Raw genomic sequence first — 26,088 nt, 5'->3', positions numbered from 1 at the left:
GTCAGCCCTGCGGCGTCGAGGCCTTGCGCGCCCGTGCCCGGGCAAGCCCGAGCTGGCGCTCGCGATAGATGATGAAGATGCCGGCGCTGATGACGATGACCGCACCCGTCATCATTTCGCTGGACGGAATATCGCCGAACAGCATGTAGCCGATGACCAGGCCGAGCAGCATCGACGTATATTCAAACGGCGCGATGGTCGACATGTCAGCGTGCCGGTAGCTCTCGGTCAGAAGGATTTGCGCCACGCCGCCGGCAATACCGGCCATGACCAGGAATGTCGCCTGCATCGGCGTGGGCCAGACCCAGCCGAAAGGCAGGCTGACCAGCGCGATGACGCTCGAGGCAATCGAGAAGTAAACGACGATGGTCGGGGTGCGTTCAGTCTGGACCAGTCGCCGCACCAGCAGCATGGCGATGGCCGCAAGCCCCGCCCCGCAAAGGGTGGCGAGCGCGCCAATTGCCTCTTCCCCGCCGAATTCGCTTTGACCGGTGAAGAACGTCATGCGCGGCCAGAGAATGATCAGCACGCCGATGAGCCCGACAAACACAGCGCTCCAGCGGTAAAGCCGCACGGTCTCGCGCAGGAACACGGCGCTGCACAATACGGTCAGCAGGGGCGTGGCATAGCTGAGGGCAATCGCTTCCGGCAACGGCAGCTTGGTAAGGCCGTAGAAACTGGCACTCATGGCGCTGACGCCGACAAAACCGCGCCAGAAGTGGCTGAAGGGTTCGTTGGTCTTGAACGCGACGTTCAGCTGGCCCTGCCACGCGATGAACACGACAACCGGAAAGATGGCGAAGAAGGAGCGGAAAAACACCAGCTGTCCCGCGGGGATGCCGTCCGACGCCTTCAGCAGGCTCGACATGCAGACGAAGACGCAGACCGAAGCGACCTTGAGGCCAATTCCGAGCATGACATTGGTGCTGCGCACCTTATCCGTGAGGGGCGGTCCACCGTCTTTCTGGTGAACGATAGTTGTCACGACTGGTATTCCTTGAGGGAGCGAACGGAGAGAAACAGAATTGATATATCTGTATAGGTTACTTTGACGAATCCTTCCAGATACCAATGCGATCACGTTGCATGTTCCAAGCACATACGGAAGTGAACAAAAGCAACAGCATACGCGGAAAAAACCGGCTGCTTTGTTGTATGCCGGGGCAAACACGGCTACGGTCCGGCACCACAAAAAGGACAGTTTCCCAATGCGTACCGATACCGGCCAGATCTTTCATCTTGAAGATTACAAGCCAACCGATTTTCTTATTCCTGAAACCCACCTTGAATTCTCGCTCCATCCCGAGCGCACCATCGTCAAGTCGACACTGCATATCGAACGCCGGCCGGGCGTTGCCACCGATGCACCGCTTGTCCTTGACGGCGACGAACTCACACTCATCGACATCAGCATCGACGGCGTCGCATTGGGCGACAATGCCTACGTGGCAACACCGGACCGCCTTGAAATCAGCGCCCTGCCCGAGAGCGGCACGTTCACGTTGCAGATCACCACGGAAGTCAATCCGACCACCAACCGCCAGTTGACCGGCCTCTACCGGTCCAGCGGCGTCTACTGCACCCAGTGCGAAGCCGAAGGCTTCCGCCGCATCACCTATTTCTATGATCGGCCTGACCTTCTGTCCGTCTATACGGTCCGCGTTGAAGCCGATGCCGTGGAAGCGCCGCTGCTTCTGGCCAACGGCAATCCGGGCGAAAAGGGTGTCCTGGCCGATGGCCGGCATTTTGCCGTCTGGCGCGATCCCCATCCCAAGCCTGCCTACCTCTTTGCACTTGTGGCGGGCGATCTCGGGGTCATCACCGACAGTTTCACCACCGCCTCGGGCCGCCCCGTCGATCTCGGCATCTATGTCGAGCACGGCAAGGAGCCGCGCGCGCTCTACGCCATGGATGCGCTCAAGCGTTCGATGAAGTGGGACGAGGATGTTTTCGGCCGCGAATATGATCTCGACGTCTTCAACGTCGTTGCTGTCTCCGACTTCAACATGGGCGCGATGGAGAACAAGGGGCTCAACGTCTTCAACGACAAATATGTGCTTGCCGACCACGAGACCGCGACCGACATCGATTATGCCGGCATCGAAGCGGTGATCGCCCACGAATATTTCCACAACTGGACGGGCAACCGCATCACCTGCCGCGACTGGTTCCAGCTGTGCCTGAAGGAAGGCCTGACGGTTTTCCGCGATCACGAATTTTCCGCCGACATGCGCTCGCGCGCCGTCAAGCGCATCGCCGAGGTCAAGGGTCTCAAAGCCCACCAGTTCCCGGAAGATGCCGGCCCCCTCGCCCATCCCGTGCGCCCGCGCCAGTTCCGCGAGATCAACAATTTCTACACGGCAACCGTCTATGAAAAGGGCTCGGAAGTCGTGCGCATGATCCGCACCATTCTCGGCGCCGATCTCTTCCGCAAGGGGATGGATCTGTATTTCGAGCGCCATGACGGCGATGCGGCGACAATCGAGGACTTCATCAAGGTGTTCGAGGAGGCCTCCGGCGAGGATTTGAGCCAGTTTGCCCTCTGGTACGATCAGGCCGGTACGCCCAACCTCGCCATCACCTATGATTACGATCAGGCGACGCAGACCTTCGAAATCGAGATCGAACAGTCGCTGAAGGCCACCCCCGGACAATCGTCGAAGAAGCCCATGCACATTCCCGTGCAGTTTGCCCTGCTGGGCGCCAAGGGGCGTGAGCTGAGGCCGAAATCCGTCAAGGGTGGAACGGTCAAGGGCGATGTCATCCATCTGTTCAAGCGCAAGGAACGGCTGAGCTTTTCCGGCATCACCGAACGGCCGGTGCCCTCCCTCTTGCGCGGTTTCTCCGCTCCGGTCACCATGACCAGTGAACTCACCCGCTCCGATCTGACGTTCCTCGCCCGCCACGACGGCGACGCCGTCAACCGCTGGCAGGCACTGACGCAGCTGCTGACGGCGAAACTGACCAGCAACGCCAAGCGCGTGCGCGGCGGCAAGTCCGCCACCATTGAAAGCTCGTCGATCAAGCTTCTCGGCGAAATCGCCTTCAACAGCAATCTGGACGAGGCCTTCCGGGCGCTGTGCCTTGGCCTGCCGTCGGAAAGCGATATCGCCCGGGAACTCGGCAGCAATATCGACCCCGACGCGATTCTGGGCAGCCGCGAGGCGTTCATTCTCGCCGTCGCCGAAGCGCATGCCGCCAAATTCGATCAGCTGCATGACGATCTCGACCACAGCGGCCCGTTCAAGCCGGATGCGACAAGCGCCGGACGGCGTGCCTTGCGCAATGTGCTGCTCGATTATCTCAGCGCTGCCGACGGCAGCCCGAAACGCGCGGCGGCCCAATTCAGCCATGCGGACAACATGACGGACCGCGTCGCGGCACTGGCGGTGCTCGTCCAGCGCTTCGGCGACAGCACCCAGACAAAGAATGCGCTCAAGGCATTCGAGGACCGCTTCGGCAATGATGCCCTCGTCATGGACAAATGGTTCATCGTCCAGGCGACCCAGCCGGGCGAAGGCGCCCTGGCCAGGGTGCGCTATCTGATGACTCACAAGCTGTTCTCGCTCGACAACCCAAACCGGACACGCGGCCTGATCGGCGCCTTCTCCAGCGGCAACCAGACCGGTTTCAACCGTGCCGATGGCGAGGGTTACAGGTTCTTCGCCGAGACCATCCTGACCGTCGACAAGAAGAACCCGCAGCTTGCGGCGCGGCTCCTGACAGCCATGCGTTCCTGGCGCTCGTTCGAGGCGGTGCGGCGCGAGCATGCGCGCGAGGCCCTGGCCTCCATCGCCGTGGTCAAGGACCTCTCCGCCGACGTCAGCGACATCGTTCAAAGGACGCTCGCCTGAGCCTGCTTCACACCGGTTTTGCCTGAAGATTCGGTTGTCTCTTCCCCGTTTTGATGCCCCGGCCGGTTATCCACCGGCCGGGGCATAGTTTTACCCCTCGCCGGCCTTTTCCGGACGTGGAGTCTTTTCAAAGGCTTAGTCGAATCGGCTGCAAAACTGATTCATGGTTGCCACAATGATTGCTAAATATTTAACAAAAGGACTGGACACACCGAATCAGTTTTGATTCACTACAGGTGCTTCGGATGTGCGGCGTGGCGAAGCAAATCACTGATTATACAGGCAATTGAGGGGGCCATTCGATGGCAAATGCGGACGCGTATCGCGCGCCGACGGGGAAGGATTATGCCGGAAAGCGGGAGACTGCGCGGGGGCGCACCCGTCTTTCCGGTCATATCAAACTTCTCGCTGACCCTGCCTACGGCAAGCTGCTGGCGGCGGAGCCTTACCTGCGCCGTGCCATTCCACCGCTGATCATTATTTTCCTCATCATCCTCGCAACGGCCCGTGCGATGTCGCTCCTGTCATGGCGCGACGACACGGAGCGGACGGCCCGCGCCACGCTGGCGCTGGCCGCGAACCACATGGCGAGCATCATCGACAACCGGATGAAGGCCGGCCAGAAACTCGACAGCGGCGAGCTGCAGAACATCATCGCCGAGATGCGTTCCAACGACCTCATCCCGCATGGCATGTGGATCGCCATTGCCTCGGGTGAATCGAAGATCGTCGCCTCGTCGGATGGCGGCGACCGCTGGCGCGACAAGAATCTGGAAAGTTTTGTCACCGACGGCCAGCCGCTGTTCCTGTTCGGCGAACGCGCCGGGGTGATGGAAGTGCGCATGAACGGCACGACGGGCCTTGCCGCGTTCAGCCGGACCGGCAGCGGCGGCTATTCCGTCTTCGTCATGCATCCGGTCGATGCGATCTTTGCCGAATGGCGGCGGATGATATCCGTCAATGTCACCCTGTTCGCCGGAACTGCCGCGATCATGCTGGTGGTCCTCTATGCCTATTTCAGCCAGTCGGCCCGGGCGCAGGATGCCGATGCGCTCTACCAGCACACCCAGGCGCGGGTGGATACGGCGCTGGCACGCGGACGCTGCGGGCTGTGGGATTGGGACATGGCGCGCGGCAGGGTCTACTGGTCGCGGTCCATGTATGAAATGCTCGGCTATGAAGCCTATGACGCGATCCTGTCGCTGGGGGATATTTCATCCATCATCCACGAGGACGACGACAAGCTGTACGGTCTGGCCGCCCAGGTGGCAGCGGGCGAGATCAGCCAGATCGACCGGGTGTTCCGCATGCGTCACGCCGAGGGCCACTGGGTCTGGATGCGGGTGCGCGCGCAGGTTGCCGATGCCACCGTCGGCGACACGCATCTCGTCGGCGTCGCCGTCGATGTCAGCGAACAGCACCGCTTTGCCCAACAGACCGCACAGGCCGACCAGCGCATCCGCGAAGCCATCGAGAGCATTTCCGAAACCTTCGTTCTCTGGGATGCGGACAATCGCCTCGTCATGTCCAACAGCAAGTTCAACGAATATTCCGGCCTCGCCAATGAATGCCTGCTTCCCGGCATCGGCAGGGATGAACTGGAGCCGCGCATCCGCGCTGTTGCGTTTGAAAAGCGCATGGCCAATGAACACGGCCGTGCCGGCGCGCTGACCTTCGAACGGCAGCTGGCCGACGGCCGCTGGCTGCAGGTCAATGAACGGCGCACGCAGGATGGCGGTCTGGTGTCGGTGGGCACGGACATTACCCAATTGAAGGTGCACGAAGAGCGGCTGGTCGACAGCGAGCGCCGCCTGATGGCGACCATTCACGACCTCAGCCTTGCGCGCAAATCCGAAGTCGAGCGCACGCTCGAACTCACCGAACTCAACAGCAAATATGCGGTGGAGAAGGAACGCGCCGAGGCGGCCAACCGGGCGAAATCCGAATTTCTCGCCAACATGTCGCACGAGCTGCGCACGCCGCTCAACGCCATCATCGGCTTCTCCGAAATCATGCATTCCGGCACGTTCGGCCCGCTCGGTTCAGACCGCTACGAGGAATATGTGCAGGACATCCACACCAGCGGCAATTACCTGCTCAACGTGATCAATGACATTCTCGACATGTCGAAGATCGAGGCCGGTCACTTCTCGCTCGACCGTGAAGAGATCGACCTTTGCCCGCTGATCAACGAGACGGTGCGCGTCGTCTCGCTGCAGGCGCTGAACAAGGACGTGAAGGTGGAAACAAAAATCGCCGACAGCGTCACGCTCAATGCCGACCGGCGGGCGATCAAGCAGATCCTGATCAACCTTCTGTCGAACGCGGTGAAATTCACCGATATGGGCGGACGCATCTCGGTGCGGGCGCGCAAGGTGTCGGGCGCGCTGGTGTTCACCATCGAGGATACGGGCTGCGGTATTCCGAAATCGGCGCTGAAGAAGATCGGCCAGCCATTCGAACAGGTGGAAAACCAGTTCACCAAGACCCATACGGGTTCGGGCCTCGGGCTTGCCATTTCCCGCTCGCTGACCGAGCTGCATGGCGGCGCGCTGAAAATCCGCTCGACCGAGGGCGTCGGCACCATCGTCTCCGTGCGCATCCCCACCCGGACCATCGGCCCGGTGCGGGAGGAATGGCGGGTTTAGAACGCTCTACTTTCCGCTGGATTTGTTTGCACGCGCTTCACGCAGTACTGCATTGAATGTCTTGCGGACGGATTTGGCCGTGTCTTCCAGATGGGTTTCCACCCGCCCGAGATCGGGAAGGTCGCAGGCGCGGCACAGGAGATCGCCGAGACCGGGCGGAAAATCCTCGCGCCGGGTGTCGCTGTTCAGGCACAGCCGGATGATCTGGGTCAGCTCCGTATAAAGATTGGCAGCGCCCACCAGTTGATCCGTCACGACAGGTTCGGCAAAACCGGCCTTGAGCTTTGTCAGCACCTCAGCCGTCGAATGGGCGATGATCGGACCCTCGACATTGCCGGTGAGCACGGCGAACTGGGCGATGAATTCCAGATCGATGATGCCGCCGGGAACCAGCTTCATGTCCCAGGCATCGCGCGGCGGCTTCTCCGTTTCCAGCAGTGCCCGCATTTCGGCCACGTCCTTGGCAATCTTTGCCGAATCGCGCGGCAGACTGAGAATCTCGCTGATTTCTGTTTCGATCTCACCGAACAGCGCGGTATCGCCCGCCACGGGTCGCGCCCGGGTCAACGCCATGTGTTCCCAGGTCCAGGCTTCCGTGCGTTGATACTTACGGAAGGAATCGATATGCGTCGCCACCGGCCCCTTGTTGCCGGAGGGGCGCAGGCGGAAATCCACCTCGTAGAGAACGCCCTCCGCCGTCGGGGCGGAAAGCGCCGCGATCAGGCGCTGGGTCAGCCGCATATAGTATTGCGATGGCGCCAGCTGCTTTTCGCCATCGGATTCCTCGGCATCCGCATCATGGTCATAGAGCAGGATGAGATCGATGTCGGAGCCTGCGGTCAGCTCGCGGCTGCCCAGCTTGCCCATGCCGAGAATGGCGATGCGCCCGCCGGACACGACGCCGTGCTTGCTGGCGAATTCGTCGATCACCGCCTGCAAGGCCCGGTCGATGACCAGATCGGCGAGATCGGAAAAGGCCTTGCCTGCCCGGATACCGTCGATGGCGCCGGTCAGAAGCCGGATGCCGATGAGAAAGCGATGCTCGGCTGCAAAAATCCGCAGGCGGTCAAGGATGTCCTCATAGACTTTGGCTGGTCCAAGAAAATTTTCCAGCCGCTCGGCCAGATAGGCGCGGGTCGGTATATCGGCAAAAATCGCCGGATCGAGCATGCCGTCGAACACATGCGGCTTGCGGGTGATGATGTCGGCAAGGCGCGGCGCGGCGCCCATGATCAGGACGAGCAGATCAAGCAGCCGCGGGTTGGACTGCAAAAGGCTGAACAGCTGGATGCCGGCGGGCAGGCCCTTGATCATCTCATCGAAACGCATCAGCGCTTCGTCGGCCCGGCTCGTCGCGCCGAAGGCCTTGAGCAGCACGGGCGTCAGTTCAGTCAGGCGCTCGCGCGATTCCGCCGATTGGGTGGCGCGGTAGCGGCCGAAATGCCAGGTGCGGATGACGCGGCAGATATCGCTCGGGCGTTCGAAACCGAATTTCGCCAGGGTTTCCAGCGTATCAGGATCGTCGACATCGCCGGTGAACACCAGATTGCCGGCCTCGCCCGCCAGTTCCTGCGCCTGTTCGAACAGCGCCGCATAGTGCGTTTCGACCGTTTTCAGCGACTGGCGGAAATCGGCGGCAAAGGCGTCACCGTCGCGATAGCCCATCATGTGGGCCACCCGCAGGAAATTCTCGTCGTCTTCCGGCAGCATGTGGGTCTGCTCGTCGGCGATCATCTGGATGCGGTGCTCCACATCGCGCAGAAAGCCGTATTTCTCCACCAGCGTGTCGCGTGCCTCCGCACTGATCCAGCCAAGGCCGTTGAGCGCCGCCAGCATGTCCACCGTGCGCGAGCCGCGCAGCTGCGGAAAGCGGCCGCCGGCAATCAGCTGCTGGGTTTGCACGAAAAATTCGATTTCGCGGATGCCGCCCCGACCAAGCTTGACGTTGTGTCCACGCACGGCAATTTCACCGTGGCCCTTGTGGGCATGGATTTGCCGCTTGATCGAATGCACGTCGGCAATGGCCGCATAGTCGAGATATTTGCGCCAGACATAGGGCGCAAGCTCCGCCAGCACCTGCCTGCCCGCGACGATATCGCCGGCGACGGGCCGCGCCTTGATCATGGCGGCACGTTCCCAGTTCTGGCCGCGCCCCTCATAATAGTTGAGCGCTGCGCCGACGGGAATTGCCAGCGGGGTTGATCCGGGATCCGGGCGCAGGCGCAGATCGGTGCGGAAGACATAGCCGTCGGCCGTGCGGTCCTGCAGGATGCGCACCAGACGCCGCGTCAGCCGCGAAAACGTTTCGACGCATTCATAGGGATCGGGAATGGCCGGGCTGTGCTCGTCGATGAAGACGATCAGGTCGATATCAGAGGAATAGTTCAGTTCGAACGCGCCGAACTTGCCCATGGCGAGGATGATCCAGCCGCACTGCTTCTCCGGGTGTTCCGGGTCCGGAAGCTTGAGTTTGCCGGACTCGTGCGCATCGCGCAGCAGGAACCGCACGACCGCCCGTACGCTTTCTTCCGCCAGCCGCGACAGCCAGCGGGTTGTTTCTGCCGTATCGAACACGCCGGAAAGATCGCCCAGCGCGATCAGCACATGCCCCTCCAGTTTCAACTGGCGCAGGACAGCCATAATGCCGGTTTCGGTGATGTTTTCGGCTTCCGAGCTTGCCGCCACGCTCTGCATGAGCGCGTCAAGACGCTGTGCCAGCGGCATGGTGAACAGCGGCTCCAGGATGGCAGGGCGGCGGATGAAGACCGTGCGCAGATAGGGCGAGAGGTCGAGGACAGCCGCGAGGAAGGCCGCCGCTTGTCCATGGCCCTTCACGCCAGCGGTGGCAGGGCATTCCTTCCCGGCGGCGCTGTCGGCAAGCTCGGCCAGAAAGGCGGCAGCCGCCTTCTTGTCCAGCGGTGTCAGCGGGCGCAGATCGCGGGCGAAAAACGCTGCATCATCAAGGCCGGATGCCCTGGTCCTGACATTCATTTGGTCTCCTCCCCCACCGGGAAAGCGAGCACAGCGCGCAGCCCCGGAGCATTGTCCTGCAATTCCAGAGTGCCACCGTGCAATTTCATCACCGCCTTGGCAAGACTGAGACCCAGTCCTGACCCCGGTTGCGAACGGCTTTCCTCCAGGCGCACGAAACGCTCCGTGGCCCGATCCACCTGATCGGGCGGGATGCCCGGGCCATTGTCGGTGACAATCACCCGGATCGTGTGATCCTGCTTTTCCACAGCGAGGGATATTTCCACCGGCTTTTCACCGCCGCCGGCATATTTGATGGCGTTGTCGACCAGATTGGAGATGGTCTGCCCGACCAGTTCACGGTTGATGCGGACCGGCGTTGCATCCTCCGCGCCGAGCACGAAACGGATGCCCGCCTCTTCGGCCGTGGGCTCGTACAGCTCATAGACGTCCTGCACGACCGTCGACAGTGGCAACAGCTCCATCGTCTCGGAGGAATAACCGGATTCCAGCCGCGAAATCATCAAAATGGCATTGAAAGTGCGGATCAGCTGGTCGGAATCGGCAATCATCCCATCCAGCGCGGCCCGATAGGCCTTGGTGGTCGTGGCATTGGCAAGGGCGGATTCCGCCCGGTTGTGCATGCGGGTCAGCGGTGTCTTGAGGTCATGCGCGATGTTGTCGGAGACATGGCGCACCCCCTCGTTCAATTCCTGGATACGCGCCAGCATGCCGTTGAGATTGGCGGCCAGACGGTCGAACTCATCGCCCGACCCGCTGACCGGCAGGCGTCCGGCGAGATCGCCGCCCATGATGCGCTGCGACGCGGCGGAAACCTCATCGATCCGGTGCAATGCGCGCCGCCCGACGAAAAACCAGATCAGAAACGCACCGACGCCCATGATGCCCAGCGCTGCGCCGAGCGAGCGCCGGACCACGAGCCGGATCTTTTCCGGCTCGCCCAGATCGCGGCCGACCATGACGCGGATGCCATTGGGCATGACGATCACCCGCGCGATGGCGGTATGCACCTGCGGATCGCTGCTGGTTTCGCCATAGCGTTCATAGGCAATCGGCCGCTCGATCCAGCCGTCGGTCTGCAGAACACCCGCCTCGATACTCTGCACATTGCCGGCGACGATGCGTCCGGCGGGATCGGCGACGAGATAGAGATAGGCGCCGGGCTGACGGCTGCGCCGGTCAACCGAACGTACAAGACCGGCAATGCCGGCGCGCTGATAGGACTGGCCGACGCTTTCGACCTCCTCGTTGACGGCGGCTTCAGTCTGGGATGTGAGAAGATTGACGGAAAGACTGGTCATGTAGAAGACCAGCACGATGGCGCAAACGGTAAAAAGCAGAAGATACAGCGCTGACAGCCGGACGGCTGTCATTTTCATCATGGCAAGAAAGCGGCTCATGCATCGATTCCGCCAGCCTTGAGCATGTAGCCGGCGCCGCGCACCGTGTGCAGCAGGGGCGTGTCGAAACCTTTCTCGATCTTGCCGCGCAGGCGCGAGACATGCACGTCGATCACATTGGTCTGCGGGTCGAAATGATAATCCCAGACATGCTCAAGCAGCATGGTGCGGGTCACCACCTGACCGGAGTGACGCATCAGATACTCCAGCAGGCGGAATTCACGCGGCTGCAGGACAATGGCCTGGCCGGCGCGCTTGGCCGTGTGGGACAGGCGGTCGAGTTCCAGATCGCCGACCCGGTACATGGTTTCCGCCTCTTTCGGGCTGGAACGGCGCTGCAGCACTTCGATGCGCGCCAGCAATTCCGAGAATGCATAGGGTTTGGTGAGATAATCATCGCCGCCGGCGCGCAGGCCGGTCACCCGGTCATCCACCTGCCCCAGCGCGGAAAGAATGAGCGCCGGCGTATCGATGCCCTGGGCGCGCAGGGCGGCGACAACGGACAGGCCGTCACGGCGCGGCAGCATGCGGTCAACGATCAGCGCATCATAGCTGCCCTGCTCCGCCAGGGTATAGCCGGTCTCGCCATCGCCTGCCAGATCGGCGGAGTGCCCGGCCTCGGCAAAGGCCTTTTCCAGATAACGGGCCGCTTCACGGTCATCTTCAATAACGAGAATTTTCATGACGTCATTCTAAGCCGGTTTTGAGACAGAGGTAAGCACCATAGCAATGGCACCCTTTACGGCAAGCGGGCAGCAGATCTGTCGACAATCTGCTGCCCTTTGCTTTGGCGCTAACGGGGGGACAGGTGCAGCGCCGCTGCAATCCTATCCGGTCCGCTTAGCCCTGGTTGATGGGCAGGGCCACGAACCGCGACTGGTCGTTGGTCTGCACCTGCAGGAGAACGGCCTTGCGTCCGCTCTTCGTCGCTTCGGCAATCGCCGCATCGATGTCGGAGCCGCTCTTGACCGGCTTGTTGTTGACCGAGACGATGATGTCGCCGGTTGTGATGCCCTTGTCGGCGGCATCGCCGGAGCGATCCACATCGGTCACCACGACACCCTTGCCATCGTCGGAAGGAACAACCGTCAGGCCGTAATCATCCAGCACCGAAGCCGGATCCTGATGCTTGCCGCCGCTGTCCTTGTTCGATGCCTGCTTGTCATCGCCGGGCATCGACTTGATCGACACGTTGAGCGACTTGGCCTCGCCCTTGCGCCAGACAGTCAGTTCGGCATCCTTGCCCGGATTGATCGCGGCAATCTTCTTGGCCAGATCGCGGGGATCGGAGACCGTCTCGCCATTGACGGCGGTGATCACGTCGCCCGACTGGATACCGGCCTTGGCAGCGGGCCCATCGGACTGCGGTTCGGCAACCAGCGCACCCTTCTCTTCGGAAAGGCCAAGCGATTCGGCGATTTCCTTGCTGACCGGCTGTATCTGCACGCCGATCCAGCCGCGAGAGACGGTACCGGTCTTGATCAGCTGGTCGACGACCATCTTGGCCGTCGTCGACGGGATGGCGAAGGCGATGCCGACGCTGCCGCCGGACGGCGAATAGATCGCGGTGTTGATGCCGACGACTTCACCGTTCAGGTTGAAAGCCGGACCGCCGGAATTGCCCTTGTTGACGGCCGCATCGATCTGCAGGAAGTCATCATAAGGACCGGCGCCGATATCGCGGCCGCGCGCCGAAATGATACCGGCCGTCACCGTGCCGCCGAGACCGAAGGGATTGCCGACCGCAACGACCCACTGGCCGACACGCATCTTGTTGTCATCGCCGAAGGACACGTAGGTGAACTTGCGCTTGTCGTCGACCTTGAGAACGGCGAGATCGGTACGCTTGTCCTTGCCGATCAGCTTGGCATCGAGTTCGGTGCCGTCATTGAGTACAACGGTGTAGGTGCTGCCGTCTTCGACCACATGGTCATTGGTGACGAGATAGCCATCCTCCGAAATGAAGAAGCCCGAGCCCTGGGCGGTGGGACGCATGCGGTCCGGACGGTTCTGGTGATCGCGCGGACCTTTGCGCGGCTGCATGCCGCGCTGGCCGTTCGGGCCGCCGAATTCATAGAAGAAGCGCTTGAGCGGATGATTGTCGGGAAGCTGATCGAAGCCGGGAATGCCCGAACCGTCATCGGCGGTCTGCTGGACGGAGCTCTTCACCCGGACGCTGACAACTGCGGGGCTCACCTTTTCAACGACATCGGCAAAGCCGGGCTGCTGCGCGCCGTCTACACGCACGGCTTCAGCCTGCGCAGGCACAACGGCAGCGAGCGGGCCTGTGGCCAGCAGTCCCCCGGCGAGCGCCGAGGCGAGCAGCGCGGCAGCAATGCCCTTGCGGTATGTGGAGGACGTACGATTGTTAGACATAAAACTTTCTCCTTGGACGCCCGATCGGAAATCCGACCGTTTAATAACCAACAGTGATACAGATAAGAACGTTACGCCGCCATTTCCGCAACATGACAAATTTGTAAGATAATTTTCTGGCGCTGCGATTCGTCAGCCACTGGAGGATAGCCCATATGCCATCAATGCCACCGCTCGGATCCACAATGCGTACGCACCAGCCCTATCCGGGCGTTTATGCATTTTACGATGGCAGGATAGACGGCGCGCGCGCCTATTCCGCCGATCCGAACTGGCTGGATGACGGAGCCTATACGCTTGGCCTGTGCTCCTACGCCATCGTTTCCGGCGAGGAAGCTCTGGTTTATGACACCAGTATTTCAAACCAGCATGCGGCGCTGATCCGCAACACGCTGCAGGAGGCAGGCGTGCGGCACATCCGCGTGGTGCTCAGCCACTGGCATGTGGATCATGTGGCGGGCAATGCGGTGTTTGCCGATTGCGAGATCATCGCCAATGACCTAACGGCCAAGGCGCTTACCGACAACAGGCAACGGCTGGAGAACGGCACGCCGCCCATCCGGCCACTGGTCATGCCCAACAGCATCTTCACGGGCGAGCGCGACCTGAAGATCGGCGACATCGCGGTGCAGCTGCGCCACGTGGATATCCACAGCCATGACGGCACGGTGATGATCCTGCCGCATCTGAAGCTGCTGTTTGCCGGCGACGCGCTGGAAGAGCCGATCACCTATGTGGCGGAACCGGAGCGGCTGGAAAACCACCTGCTCGATCTGGAACGGATTTCAACCTGGGATATCGAAAAAATCCTGCCCAATCACGGCGCGGAGAATGTGATCGTGGCCGGCGGCTATGGACCGGAGCTGATTGCCGCCACGGGGCGCTATGTCAGCAAGCTGATGCGCCTGCGCAACGAGCCGGAGCTGGCTGGCGATGACCTGCAGGCGTTTACCGCGGATGATTTCCGTTCGGGCGTGCTGACCTATTACGCACCCTACGAGCCGGTCCACAGGCAGAATGTGGAATCGGTCATCGGCGCGCATCGCAAATAGCGGTTGCGGATCAATCGTTGGAAGCAGCCAGGAGTTTCTTGAGCTGCTTCTTTTCGCTGTCGGACAGCGGCGCCGTTTCCAGAGGAGAACGGCGGCGGCGGCGAATCGAAACCACGATGGCGATTGCACCGGCAACCAGCGCCGCAACGGGAAAGCCCCACAGCAGGATCGTGCTCAGCATCAGGCGCGGCTTCAACAGGACGAATTCGCCGTAGCGGGCGACGATGAAATCGAGCACCTGCTCGTCCGTATCGCCTGCCGTCAGCCGTTCACGCACCAGCACGCGCAAATCCCTGGCCAGGTCCGCGTTGGAATCATCGATCGACTGGTTCTGGCACACCATGCAGCGCAGCTCGGTGGACAGGGTGCGCGCCCGTGTCTCCAGTGCCGGGTTGGCCAGCATCTCGTCGGGCGAGACGGCGCGTGCGCCGGTCGCCGCGAAGCTCAGGGCCGTCAGCAACAGCAAAATCGCGGCAAGCGCGCGTCTCATGCCACGGCTCCCCTCGCCCGCTGAGGCTTGGCAGCTTTTGCCTTGCCGGGTGCGCCGACCCGCAGGCGCCGGTCAGCCAGGGACATGGCACCGCCGGCCATCATCACCAGCGCGCCGAGCCAGATCAGCGTGACATAGGGTTTCCACCAGACGCGCACGACCATGCCGCCATCCGGCGTGGCGTCACCCAGCGAGACATAGAGCTGGCTGAAGAGGAATGTCTTGATGCCCGCCTCGGTGGTCTGCATCTTGCGCACGGGGTAGAAGCGCTTGGACGACATCATCGTGTCCACCTCCCGCGCCGCGCTGTCGAGAATGGTGAACTTGCCCTGATCCTCGGTGAAATTCGAATCCTTGACCGGATCGATGCGGTCAAAACGCAGCGTGTAATCGGCGACCCGGATGGTCTGGCCCGGCTTCATCACCGTCACGTCTTCCGTGGCAAAGGTCGAGACGACAACAATGCCCAGGAGGGTGACGCCAAGGCCGAAATGGGCGAAGGCGGTGCCGAACACCGATTTCGGCAGGCCGGCCAGCCGCCGCAGCATGATGCTGACGGGTGCCTTGCCAAAACCGGCTTTCAGGGAAAGATCGGTGAGTGCGCCCAGCATCAGCCAGAACGCCAGGCCGATGCCGAACGCCGAGAAGATCGCCGTGCCCGAGGTCTTGTAGAGAACCACGGCCACCACCAGCAGGGCGAGGAAGAATGCCATCATCAGCCGCTGCGCGACGCCGAGAATATCACCGCGCTTCCATGCCATAAGCGGTCCGAACGGCACGGCGGCAAGCAGCGGGATCATCAACGGACCAAAGGTCATGTTGAAAAACGGCGGCCCGACGGAAATCTTTTCGCCGGTCAATGTTTCCAGGAGCAGCGGATAGAGCGTGCCGATCAGCACGGTTGCAGCAGCCGTCGTCAGGAAGAGGTTGTTGAACACCAGCGCCCCTTCCCGCGAGATCGGCTGGAACAACCCGCCCGGCGCGAGCGTCTGGGCGCGGCGTGCGAACAGCGCCAGCGATCCGCCGATGAAAAGCACGAGAATGGCAAGAATGAACAGGCCGCGGCCCGGATCGGTGGCAAAGGTATGCACCGAGGTCAGGACGCCCGAGCGGACGAGGAAGGTGCCGAGCAGCGACAGGGAGAAGGTCAGGATGGCCAGCAGCACAGTCCAGATTTTCAGGGCCGAGCGCTTTTCCATCACCAGGGCCGAGTGCAGCAGCGCCGTTCCCGCCAGCCACGGCATGAACGAGGCGTTTTCAACCGGGTCCCAGAACCACCAGCCGCCCCAGCCAAGCTCGTAATAGGCCCAGTAGGAACCCATGGCGATGCCGCCGGTCAGGAACATCCAGGCCGTCAGCGTCCATGGCCGCACCCAGCGCGCCCAGGCGGCGTCGATACGCCCGTCGATGAGCGCTGCCACGGCAAAGGAGAAGCAGACGGAAAAGCCGACATAGCCGAGGTAAAGCAGCGGCGGATGGATGGCGAGACCAATGTCCTGCAGGATCGGGTTGAGGTCCTGTCCTTCGATCGGCGCGGGACTGGTGCGTGTGAACGGATTGGATGTTGCAACGATGAACAGCAGGAAGGCCGAGCCGATCCAGGCCTGCACGCCCAGCACATTGGCTTTGAGCGAAGGCGGCAGATTGTTGCCGAAAAAGGCAACCAGGGCGCTGAAGAACGTCAGGATGAGCACCCACAGCAGCATGGAGCCTTCATGGTTGCCCCAGACGCCGGTGATCTTGTACAGCATCGGCTTTTGCGAATGCGAGTTCTCCCAGACATTCTGCAGGGAGAAATCCGACACGATGTAGGCGGATGTCAGTGCGACAAAGGCAAGTGCGATCAGGGCAAAGACCGTGAAGGCAGCAGGAACGGCAACGGCCATCATGCGGTCGTCATTGCGCCGCGCACCCCACACGGGCACCACGGCCTGCACGATGGACAGGGCGAGCGCCAGAACCAGTGCGAAATGTCCGAGCTCAACGGTCATGGCTGCTTGTTCTCCCCCTGCCAGACGCCCTTGGCCTTCAGACTGTCGGCAACTTCCTTGGGCATATAGTTTTCATCATGCTTGGCAAGCACACTGTCCGCCTGAAATGCGCCGCCCGGCGCAAACGTGCCCTCGATCACCACGCCCTGATCCTCGCGGAAGAGATCGGGAAGGATACCGTCATAGGTCACGGGAACGCTCTTGATGTGATCGGTGACGGCAAAGGTGATCCGTGTGCCCGTGCCGCGCACCACACTGCCCTTTTCAACCAGGCCGCCCAGCCGGAACCGCGATTGCGACTGCAGGTCCGCAGCGGCGATATCCGAAGGCATGCGGAAAAACGCGATCCGCTGCTGCAGCGCAAACAGCACCAGGCCGGCCGCGCAGGCCAGCACCACCAGGGCGCCGCCGATCACCGAAAGCCGTTTCTGCTTGCGCGTCATTATTTCTTCTCCCGCGGCGTGTCGCCGGGTTGTTCCACCAGCCCCAGATCATCGGCGACTGCGTCGAGACGCGCAACCTTGTCGGTGCTCAACACTTTGCGAGCATTCGCCAGCGCTTCCAGCGCATCGTTGGGGCGGTTGAGAACCACATAGGACCGGACCAGCTTTTCCCAGCCCTCGACATCGTCGGGTGATTGCTTGAGTTTTTCGGCAAGGCTGGAGACCATGCCCTCGATCATGGCGGCGCGATCCTGCACATTCATCCCGGCCGCCGCCTCGACCTGCGACGCGTCGGGACCTGTCGCCCTGTCGATGTCGCTGACATCGGGCGCATCGCCGGCGATCTCCTTGTCGAGCCGCGTCAACGCCGCCTGCGCCTCGTCGCGCCACGGCACGTCGCTGGGTGCATCGACCAGCAGCTTGCGGATCAGGTCACGCGATTCAACCAGCTTGCCCTGCTGCATCCAGCCGTTGATGATGAAGAACTGCGGGCGCATATCGCCGGGATTGAGCGTGAGCGCCCGGTTGAAACTGGCTTCCGCCTCGGGCGTCATCGTGCCGCCCGCTACGGCGCTCAACGCTTCACCCAGACCCATTTGGCGCGGACCGCTGTCACCGTTCAGGCGGATGGCATTGCGGTATGCGGTCACCGCATCGGCGGGGCGTCCCGTGCGCAGGTAGATCGGCGCCAGCACTTCCCATCCCTGCCCGTCATCGGGATTGAGGGTGAGATGCGCTTCGGCACGGGCAATCAGTTCGGCGGGTGTCGCCTGATCCGCCGGACGGGACAGGCGCTCGGCCAGCGGCTGCGCCGGCAGATCCGGCGAGCCGGGCTTGGCATAAATGCTCCCGGAAAGCAGCGGGGTGGGCAGCACGGGCACCCGCGGCAGCCATTCGCGGGGGGGGCTCTTCTGCGGGCGGTAGACCGTTTTGTCGGCTTCGGCGGCTGCCGCCGACTTCAGCAGACGCCGGCTGATTTCAGCGCGCGCCTGTTCGCTGCTGGCCGCATCGATGACGCCGCGCTTCTCGTCAGCCTCCAGCTCCCGCAACTGGTCACGGTAAACCTCGACATCATATGTGTTGTCCGACACGCTTGTTTTGACGCGGCGTGTCAGCGGCAATAGCACCACGAGCGTTGCGATAACGGTCAACAGTGCGGCAGAAATCCAGAAAACCATGCGTTGAGACATAGTCTGCAAGCGCCGTAAAATCCAAATGGATTTCATGGCTAGGGCAATTCGCCGCAAAGCGGGCAAATGATCGGGCTAGGGAAGCGTCAGATCAGCGGCGTCCAGCTGCCGTCTTCGTTGCGGCAGGCCGTCCCGCGGGACGTCTGCGGCGTTCCGTCGATGCGGATGGTGTGGGTATACTGGCGGCAGTTCTGCGAACCGACCTGATAGGGCTGCGCCGCCACCACTTCGCCGCTGCGGCTGCCCGAACTGTTCTTCCAGTCGACAGCCTTGCCGGCCGGCGAATATTCCAAAGCCTGATATTCGGCCTGAAGCGCGCTCTTGCGGTCAGCCGGATCGAGCGAAGCCGCCAGGCGGCTGCCGAGCAGGCCATTGCCGAGCGGCGCAAGCACGCCCGAGGTCGCCGGCTGGGACGATTTGCCGGTCAGGCGGGCAAATGTGCCTCCGCCCTTGGCGCCGGACGTGGTCGAACACGCGGAGAGAAGAAGAACGGCAATAAGCGAAAGAGCAATCTGGGATTTCATCATGGGTCCGTTTTTACGGGGCCTCGCAACAAAGGCAATAGCTGGCAATTACTTATGACCCGATTGGGCGTGCGGTTGCAAGCGCCATTCAGTCGCCGGCCACCGGAAGCGTGATCCGCGCGCGCAAGCCGCCAAGGTCCTCGCTGCGTTCCAGGCGCAGCGTTCCGCCATATTCGCGCACGGTGTCATGGACGATGGACAGCCCGAGGCCGGTTCCCGGCTTGCTCTCATCCAGGCGTTTTCCGCGCGTCAGTGCATCCTTGATCTGGCCGGGCGCGAGACCCGGACCGTCATCCTCGACGCTGATATCGAAAGCATTGTCCATGGTTTCCCGATTGGCAGCTGACACTGTAAGCCGGATGGCGCTGCGTCCCCATTTCCCGGCATTTTCCAGAAGGTTGCCGACGATTTCCTCAAGGTCTTCCTGCTCGCCCGCAAACACGGCATCGGGCATCCTGTTGTCGAAGCGCATATCCATGCCCGGATTGAGCTTGGCGGTGACACGCACGAGACGCGTCAGGATCGGGGTGACGGACGCGCGAAAGACCACGCTGTCGCGCTGCGCCGCCACGCGGGCCCGCTGCAGATAGTGCTGAATCTGCACCTGCATGGCCGCGCTTTGTTCAGCGACGATCTTGCCCTTTACACCGCCAATCGTCCGGCTTTCATTGGCCAGAACCGACAGGGGCGTTTTCAGGGAATGGGCGAGATTGCCCACCTGCGTGCGCGAGCGCTCCATGATGCGGCGGTTGTTTTCGATCAGCGCATTCATTTCACGCGCCAGCGGCGCAATCTCGATGGGCAGATCCTCGTCAAGCCGCGAAACCTTGCCCTCGCGGATATCGGCGAGCGAACGGCGTACGCGGTCAAGCGGGCGCAAGCCGAACAGGATGACCGCCGCATTGATCAGCGTTCCGGCAATGCCGAAAACGCCGAGGTAGAAATAGAGCGTGTTGCGGAAATCGGCGATTTCGCCTTCCAGCTCGCTCAGATTGCCCATCACACGAAACCGGGCGACACGGTTCTCCGCATCCAGCACCACTTCCGTTTCGACAATGGAGAGCTGTTCGCCCTTCAGGCCGGGTTCCGTATAGGAACGCTGGAACGAGGTGTCGAAGGGAACCATCAGGGTTGACGGGGAATCGATGCTCTTTCCGCCGAGCGAGATCGACCGCAGCGAACCCTTGAGATTGTCCGCGACCGGGTCGACGGACCAGTACCAGCCGGAAAACGGGCTGGAATAGCGCACTTCGCCGGGGTCCGGCCGTCCGACCAGCGTGCCGTCATTCACGCTGACGGAGGCGATGACGCTGAACAGATGCGCCGAAAGCAGCTGCTGGAAGCTGTGCTGGCGCGCTTCGCCATAGAGCGCCGAAATGATGGTCGCGATGGCAACGAAGGATACGATGGTCCACAGTGTCGAGAAGAGGATGACACGCAGGGAGAGTGACCGGACATTGGGGAGATAGCGGGTCAGCCGTATGATCACGCGTGTGCCCTGCTCCTGCCCGTCAGGCCTTGGTGTCCTGGGATTTGATGCGATAGCCCATGCCGCGAATGGTTTCGATCAGATCGATACCCATTTTCTTGCGCAGCCGCCCGACAAACACTTCGATCGTGTTCGAATCGCGGTCGAAATCCTGATCGTAGAGGTGCTCCACCAGTTCGGTGCGCGAAACGACCTCGTCCATGTGGTGCATGAGGTAGGACAACAGGCGGAATTCGTGCGAGGTCAGCTTCAACGTTGTGCCGTTGACCGCCGCCTTCGACGTCTTGGTGTCAAGGCGCAGCGGGCCGCAGGTGATTTCCGACGAGGCATGACCCGCCGCACGGCGAATCAGCGCGCGCAAACGTGCCAGCACTTCCTCGATGTGGAACGGCTTGGCGACGTAGTCATCGGCCCCGGCATCGATACCGGCCACCTTGTCGCTCCAGCGGTCGCGTGCCGTCAGCAACAGCACGGGCATGATGCGCCCGTCGCGCCGCCACTTCTCCAGCACCGTCAACCCGTCCATCTGCGGCAGGCCGATATCGAGGATCACCGCGTCGTAGGGTTCCGTATCGCCGAGAAAATGCCCCTCTTCGCCGTCGAAAGCGTGATCCACCACATAGCCGGCTTCGGTCGTTGCCTCGACCAGCTGGCGATTCAGATCACGGTCATCTTCAACGATGAGTATTCTCATGCACAACTTTCCCCGCCGGACAGGCTGAACAACAGATCAAACGGCATCCGGCTCAGTTCGCTGGAACCGCAACCTCGACGCGGCGCGGACGTTCACCGTCCTTGCCGGGAATGAGCACCACGACCACGCAAACCTCGCGGCCGTTCTGCGTCTGCGAGGTGGCGCGCGCCAGGGTGCCTCCCTGGGACTGGGCCACCTGCTGGCCGACCTGCGAGCAGTCGGCTGCAGCCAGCTGAAGCAACGCACCGTTCTGCGATGCATCGGGTGCAATCGGAACAGCCCCGGCATGAAGCACGCCGGATGCTGAAATCAGGGCCGCTAGGGGCAAGGAGAAAAGTGTGTGTTTCATCATGGCGCTATTATTATCAATCGCAGTCTGAACGATGCATGAACAGTTGGACGTGGCGTGAGCCCTTGATAACAGGTTTGCCACAGGTCACGTCTTTTAACACTATATTTCTTTACGTGAAATGAGCGCCGTCGCACTCAACCGGCCAAAAAGCGCGGCGATGCCGCTGAGCGCCGTCAGAAACTGCATGATGGTATCGGCAAGCCGGGCCTCGAGGTCATGATCCAGCGACACATTGAAGAAGCTTGAACATGACAGGACGATCGTTGCGATTGCTGCCCAGATGGTCTTTGACAGGTACCATTGTTTTTCATTGGTCATAATCAATTCCTTTTGAAACAGTTTGATTTTAAAGGGCTTTTGTCTGCATGTTGAAAATCGTACGGGCGAATCTTCCCGCACCGGCTGCACTGGAAATCATGGCAACGCTGAAATCGACTGCGCTTGCAAGACTGCCGAAATCCGCCAGGCGCAGCGCCGCCGGATAAAGCCATTCCGGTCGTGCAACCTCGGCCGACCGGATCAATTTGCCGCTGTTGCGTATTTCGATCCGATAGGCCTCGCGCTCCTCACCCAGCGGAATTTCCGCAGCCAGCCAGCTGTCCGCATCGATGCGCCCGCGCCGTATCCAGGCAATATGCAGATTGCCCTGCTCATCTGTCCTGCCGCTGAGGTGGACAGGTTCGAGCGGCTCGAGCGCCCGGATGCTTCCGGTCATTGGGACCGTGCTGAAATAGCGGTCGGAAAAATCCTGGCCCGCCGCACCAATGCGCCAGCGCAAGGCCAAGCCCGTTTCCCGGGCTTTCAATCCCGCCGGCATCACCGCACCGTCCAGAAGGATGAAGGGCGTATGCCTTTCCCGCGGCTGCAGCGCCTCCCGCTCGGTTCCGCATTGCCCGCGCAGCAGGCCGGACAAACGCCATCGCTCGGCAGCAACCTCCTCGGCATGCAGGAATTGCAGGATTTCCCATTGACCGTCGGGGGATGCCAGAAGGACCGAATTCGACCCGTTGAAGAGCTGCGGCAGCGTGGTTGAACGCAGCTCGCCAAAGTCAAGATCGACCTCCAGACCGGCATTGCCGAGCAGCCGGCCGCTGACACCGCCCGGCAGCGTTTCCGCCAGCCTGCCCATCACCGCCCGCTCCGGCAGCGCGGCCCGCGCCTCAAAACCGGTGTCTTCCGGCGAGGCATGCACGGATGCGCCAGCCCACGGACTGGCAAAGGCGGCAACCCGCAATTGATCAAGCGGATTTTCAGCACCCGGCCACATCGGCAGATCGCACAGATGAAAACGCGGACGGCCGAACACCGTCGTTGCCACCCCCGTTGAAGCGGGCAATCCCGCCCTGTCCGCATGCCGCACATGTCGGGGCAGGCCTTTTGCCTCGACACGGCGGGTTGCCCCGTCTTCAATGGAGGTGACGAGATAATCCTTGACTGGCATGGAGCCATCCAGCCGGATGCGGCTGCCCACCTTCAATGCGGCATGCTTCCACGGCAATTCGAACGATATGGTCCGCCGGGCGGCACGGCGTGCCTGCAGCCAGTCCTCCGCCAGGCCTTTGACCTGACCCGCCTCAAGCATGGCCGCAACAGCGAGATTTTCCGTTCCCTTGCCGTCCGGCCTGCCGGCGGATGCCATCGCCACCTGATAGTCGAGCATCGGATCGCGATAGGCGATTTCGACCCGGGCGGGCTGCTCCATGATTTCATGCAGCTTTCGCTGCACCGGCCCCCTGTCATCGGGCTCGACGAATTCATCGATCAGTGCGGTTTGTACGGGCATACGCGCCGCGCTTTGAAACACCAGCGTCGCACCGTCTTCGAAGGCGTTGATGCCGAAAACCTCCAGCAGCGGCTCAAGGACAGACCGGGCATGTGCGGGCTCTTCGACGATCAAACCGCTGACAAAACCATCCGCCGCGCTCGCATCCACCCCGGCAACGCCGAAATCGGCGAGAACAGCGCCGATCAGCTCATCGAGCGCGACCCCGGAAAGCCTGCCGTTCAGCCAATGCCCCGAGGTCCAGTTGTTGCCGTCGGACCAGAGCTTGCGGTTAAGGGGAAATTCCGGAAACGGCCTCGTATCCCAGGCCCAGACATAGACGCGGCCCGTATTCAGCATGGCGCCGCCATGGCTGCGCCAATGGTCTAGATGGGCACGCAGAAAACGGTTTTGCGCGAGGTCACTGCGGCCGTGATCGGAAAAATACGGAAACGCCCCCTCGGAGGATTTGGCATCGGGAAAGACATTGGGCTGATTGGCGCCCTTGTCGACCGCCGGACAGCCCAGTTCCGTCAGCCAGATCGGCTTACCCATAGGCTGCCACGCCGTGGCATTGGCGCTCTCGACGCCGCCCTTGCGGTTGTAGTGCGGGTTTTTCCACCAGGCCTCGATGTCCTTGTAGCGGTAGACCCAAGGCTTGCCCGAGCCGTCGGTGATCGGCGTGCGCCGCCGTGCGGTTCGATCCGCATCCGATGCATAATACCAGTCAAAACCCTCGCCGCCGGCAATCTGGCTTTGCAGCGCCGCTAGGTCATAGGGGCCGGAAAAACCACTGGCGCTCGGGGCGCTGTAGTCCTCGTCGCGCCAGTCGCTGAGCGGCATGTAATTGTCGATCCCGACCGCACCGACGGCCGGATGTGCCCACAGCGGATCAAGATGGAAAAAAACGTCGTTCGATCCGTCCTGCGGGTGATGACCGAAATATTCGGTCCAGTCCGCACCGTAGGTCAAAAGACAGCCACTGCCGAGCACGGTGCGGACATCGCCCGCCAGCGTGCACAGGCCGGAGACAAAGGGAAAACTGTCGCCCTCTCCCCTGATACCCGTCAGACCGCACAGTTCCGAGCCGAGAAGAAACGCATCCACACCGCCGGCGCAAACGGCGAGATGGGCCAGATGCAGGATAAAGCGCCGATATCCCCAGTCATCGCCCTCACCATGGTAGATCACCGATCCCTCATCGGTTCCGAACGAGCGGATCTCGGCCGCCCCCAGGAAAGCGGTGACCTCGGCGGCGGCCGCAGCCGTGCCGTTGCTGCTGCCCGGTCGATAGGGTGCGGGGTGACAACTGATGCGGCCGCGCCACGGATAGGCCGCCTGCCGGGGGCTGCCATGGGGATCGGGCAATGTGTTATCGGCGGCGATATCAAGCATCAGGAACGGATAGAGCGTCACTTTCAAGCCCCGCGCCTTCGCTGCGCGGATCGCCTCGGTCACGCTGCGATCCGACGGCGTACCGCCATAGGCGGCACAATCGCCGCTGCGCGACATCAGATGGGCCTCGTCGCGGGCGACATCGCCCGCCCGCCATGCCTCGCTTTCGTCATAGCCCTCGCGGTCCATCACGCCCGGCCGGATGCGGCAATGGCCAGCGCGCAGATCCGTGCCGAACCACGGCACGACAATGGCAATGTTTTCCAGGCTCGGACAAAGCGCCTGCAATTCGTCGAGCGAAGCCTGCCAGTCGGTCGCGCCGCGCAGGCAATTGCGGTTCAGGCCGCGCGTTTCGCCGGGTGCGGGCTCGCAGGTGACCGGCGTCGGCGACAGGCCGAATTCGGTGGCCCCGGGAATGAGCGCGACCGCCTTGAGATCGCGGGCAAGTGCACCGACAGCGCGCACCACCTCGAACTGGAATTGCGGTATGCGATTGCCATACATCTCAAGTGGAAATCGCTCGAACACCACATAGGCGGTGTTGCGATAGGCCGGCGCGTTGCCGGTTCCCTGTTTCGCCTCGATCAGCGGGTCGGGCAATTGCGACGCACCGCCCTTGTGGACGCGCAGGGTCAATGCATTCTGGTCCACTTCCCTGCCGTCGGCCCAGATCCGCCTGACAAGGCTGATTTCACCCTCCGCCAGGGCAATGGCAAAATTGCCGACATAGGAATACTCCGTCACCTTCGGTCCGCCCTTGGCACCGCTCCGGCGCCTGGACTTCACCTCATCGAAGCGCGTCGCCCAGATCAGGGTGCCGGTCAGCCGCACGGAACCGTAGACTTTCGGCAAGGCGGCCCCTTCCTCGGCGGTCATCGGCTTCATGGCAGCCAGCCGGGAACCCTCGATATGCTTTGTGCCGGAGAAAGCCCGATCAATCAGATAGGCGCCCAGCGAAGTCACGGCACTGCCGATATAGGCTCCGACTCCTTGAAGAATAAGCGTGGCCATGCCGGGTGGTTCCTATCTGTGGACGGGAAAGGCGAAGACCGCCGCGATGCGTTTTCGCCATTGCGGTACCAGCGCCGATTCGATGACCCGGTGCCCCTCATAGGCGTGAATGAAGCGCTCCTCGCCCGTCACAATGCCGAGATGCTTGGCTGCCATGCCGTCACGCCAGCGGAAGAGGATGAGATCGCCCGTGTCCACATCCTGCACGGCCTTCTCGGCCATGTGACGCCTCGCTGCCTGCACAAGCGGATCGCCGCGGCCGGCTTCCGCCCAGTCGGCGGAATAGACGGGAATCGCCTCCGGTTCGCATCCGTAAAGCGTGCGCCAGACGCCGCGCACCAGCCCAAGGCAATCGCAGCCGACGTGGAGCGTGGAGCCGCCATGCCGGTACGGCGTACCAATCCAGCGGCGCGCTTCGGCGACAAC

At 62.1% G+C, this 26,088-nt stretch carries 19 protein-coding genes; 3 read left to right on the top strand and 16 right to left on the bottom strand.

Features of this window, described 5'->3' with window-relative positions; translation table 11 throughout:
• Window position 1 precedes the first annotated feature (1 nt).
• Entirely contained in the window at window positions 2–916 is a 915-nt protein-coding gene (locus RDL77_RS18335; protein ID WP_223612367.1) for a DMT family transporter, read from the bottom strand.
• A gap of 292 nt (window positions 917–1,208) precedes the next feature.
• Between RDL77_RS18335 and pepN the strand changes: the two genes are divergently transcribed.
• On the top strand, window positions 1,209–3,854 hold the full coding sequence (gene pepN, locus RDL77_RS18330; RefSeq protein WP_288194135.1) for an aminopeptidase N: 2,646 nt from the start codon (window positions 1,209–1,211) through the stop codon (window positions 3,852–3,854).
• Between the two features lie 302 nt (window positions 3,855–4,156).
• Entirely contained in the window at window positions 4,157–6,502 is a 2,346-nt protein-coding gene (locus RDL77_RS18325; protein WP_288194134.1) for a PAS domain-containing sensor histidine kinase, read from the top strand.
• A 6-nt stretch (window positions 6,503–6,508) separates the two neighbouring features.
• Here RDL77_RS18325 and RDL77_RS18320 read toward each other — a convergent pair whose 3' ends face one another.
• From RDL77_RS18320 to RDL77_RS18305, 4 genes are all read right to left on the bottom strand, one after another.
• On the bottom strand, window positions 6,509–9,493 hold the full coding sequence (locus RDL77_RS18320; RefSeq protein ID WP_288194133.1) for a bifunctional [glutamine synthetase] adenylyltransferase/[glutamine synthetase]-adenylyl-L-tyrosine phosphorylase: 2,985 nt from the start codon (window positions 9,491–9,493) through the stop codon (window positions 6,509–6,511).
• Window positions 9,490–10,893: a HAMP domain-containing sensor histidine kinase gene (locus tag RDL77_RS18315; protein ID WP_223611367.1), complete on the bottom strand. Its 1,404-nt coding sequence runs from the start codon at window positions 10,891–10,893 to the stop codon at window positions 9,490–9,492. The genes RDL77_RS18320 and RDL77_RS18315 overlap by 4 nt, the downstream gene beginning before the upstream one ends.
• Complete coding sequence (locus RDL77_RS18310) at window positions 10,890–11,576, bottom strand: response regulator transcription factor (protein WP_223611368.1); 687 nt, start codon at window positions 11,574–11,576, stop codon at window positions 10,890–10,892. Before RDL77_RS18310 ends, RDL77_RS18315 begins: the two co-directional genes overlap by 4 nt.
• A gap of 157 nt (window positions 11,577–11,733) precedes the next feature.
• Window positions 11,734–13,269: a Do family serine endopeptidase gene (locus tag RDL77_RS18305; RefSeq protein ID WP_223611369.1), complete on the bottom strand. Its 1,536-nt coding sequence runs from the start codon at window positions 13,267–13,269 to the stop codon at window positions 11,734–11,736.
• Window positions 13,270–13,454: 185 nt separating this feature from the next.
• Here RDL77_RS18305 and RDL77_RS18300 point away from each other — a divergent pair, with 185 nt between their 5' ends.
• Entirely contained in the window at window positions 13,455–14,321 is an 867-nt protein-coding gene (locus RDL77_RS18300) for an MBL fold metallo-hydrolase (protein WP_288194131.1), read from the top strand.
• Between the two features lie 10 nt (window positions 14,322–14,331).
• Here RDL77_RS18300 and RDL77_RS18295 read toward each other — a convergent pair whose 3' ends face one another.
• The 11 genes from RDL77_RS18295 to RDL77_RS18245 form a co-directional block, all read right to left on the bottom strand.
• Window positions 14,332–14,811, bottom strand: a complete 480-nt coding sequence (locus RDL77_RS18295) for a cytochrome c-type biogenesis protein (RefSeq protein ID WP_288194129.1) — start codon at window positions 14,809–14,811, stop codon at window positions 14,332–14,334.
• Window positions 14,808–16,802, bottom strand: a complete 1,995-nt coding sequence (locus RDL77_RS18290) for a heme lyase CcmF/NrfE family subunit (protein ID WP_288194127.1) — start codon at window positions 16,800–16,802, stop codon at window positions 14,808–14,810. Before RDL77_RS18290 ends, RDL77_RS18295 begins: the two co-directional genes overlap by 4 nt.
• Window positions 16,799–17,245 (bottom strand): cytochrome c maturation protein CcmE, encoded by a 447-nt coding sequence (ccmE, locus tag RDL77_RS18285; protein WP_288194125.1) that lies wholly within the window; start codon window positions 17,243–17,245, stop codon window positions 16,799–16,801. Before ccmE ends, RDL77_RS18290 begins: the two co-directional genes overlap by 4 nt.
• A complete protein-coding gene (gene ccmI, locus RDL77_RS18280; protein WP_374042750.1) occupies window positions 17,245–18,423 on the bottom strand; it encodes a c-type cytochrome biogenesis protein CcmI in 1,179 nt (392 codons plus the stop codon). Before ccmI ends, ccmE begins: the two co-directional genes overlap by 1 nt.
• 98 nt (window positions 18,424–18,521) lie before the next feature.
• Window positions 18,522–18,959 (bottom strand): hypothetical protein, encoded by a 438-nt coding sequence (locus tag RDL77_RS18275; RefSeq protein ID WP_288194122.1) that lies wholly within the window; start codon window positions 18,957–18,959, stop codon window positions 18,522–18,524.
• An 88-nt stretch (window positions 18,960–19,047) separates the two neighbouring features.
• Window positions 19,048–20,391: an ATP-binding protein gene (locus RDL77_RS18270; protein ID WP_223612369.1), complete on the bottom strand. Its 1,344-nt coding sequence runs from the start codon at window positions 20,389–20,391 to the stop codon at window positions 19,048–19,050.
• A gap of 79 nt (window positions 20,392–20,470) precedes the next feature.
• Window positions 20,471–21,142 (bottom strand): response regulator transcription factor, encoded by a 672-nt coding sequence (locus RDL77_RS18265; protein ID WP_223611375.1) that lies wholly within the window; start codon window positions 21,140–21,142, stop codon window positions 20,471–20,473.
• 52 nt (window positions 21,143–21,194) lie between these two features.
• Window positions 21,195–21,494: a hypothetical protein gene (locus RDL77_RS18260; protein WP_374042749.1), complete on the bottom strand. Its 300-nt coding sequence runs from the start codon at window positions 21,492–21,494 to the stop codon at window positions 21,195–21,197.
• Window positions 21,495–21,593: 99 nt separating this feature from the next.
• Window positions 21,594–21,812: a hypothetical protein gene (locus RDL77_RS18255; protein ID WP_223611376.1), complete on the bottom strand. Its 219-nt coding sequence runs from the start codon at window positions 21,810–21,812 to the stop codon at window positions 21,594–21,596.
• A 28-nt stretch (window positions 21,813–21,840) separates the two neighbouring features.
• On the bottom strand, window positions 21,841–25,662 hold the full coding sequence (locus RDL77_RS18250) for a glycoside hydrolase/phage tail family protein (protein WP_288194119.1): 3,822 nt from the start codon (window positions 25,660–25,662) through the stop codon (window positions 21,841–21,843).
• Window positions 25,663–25,674: 12 nt separating this feature from the next.
• Window positions 25,675–26,088: NlpC/P60 family protein (locus RDL77_RS18245; RefSeq protein WP_288194118.1), on the bottom strand; the 414-nt coding region annotated here is incomplete at its 5' end.

The sequence above is a fragment of the uncultured Phyllobacterium sp. genome (assembly GCF_902479695.1).
Lineage (GTDB): Bacteria > Pseudomonadota > Alphaproteobacteria > Rhizobiales > Rhizobiaceae > Phyllobacterium > Phyllobacterium calauticae.
This window is presented reverse-complemented; position numbering and strand designations above follow the sequence as displayed.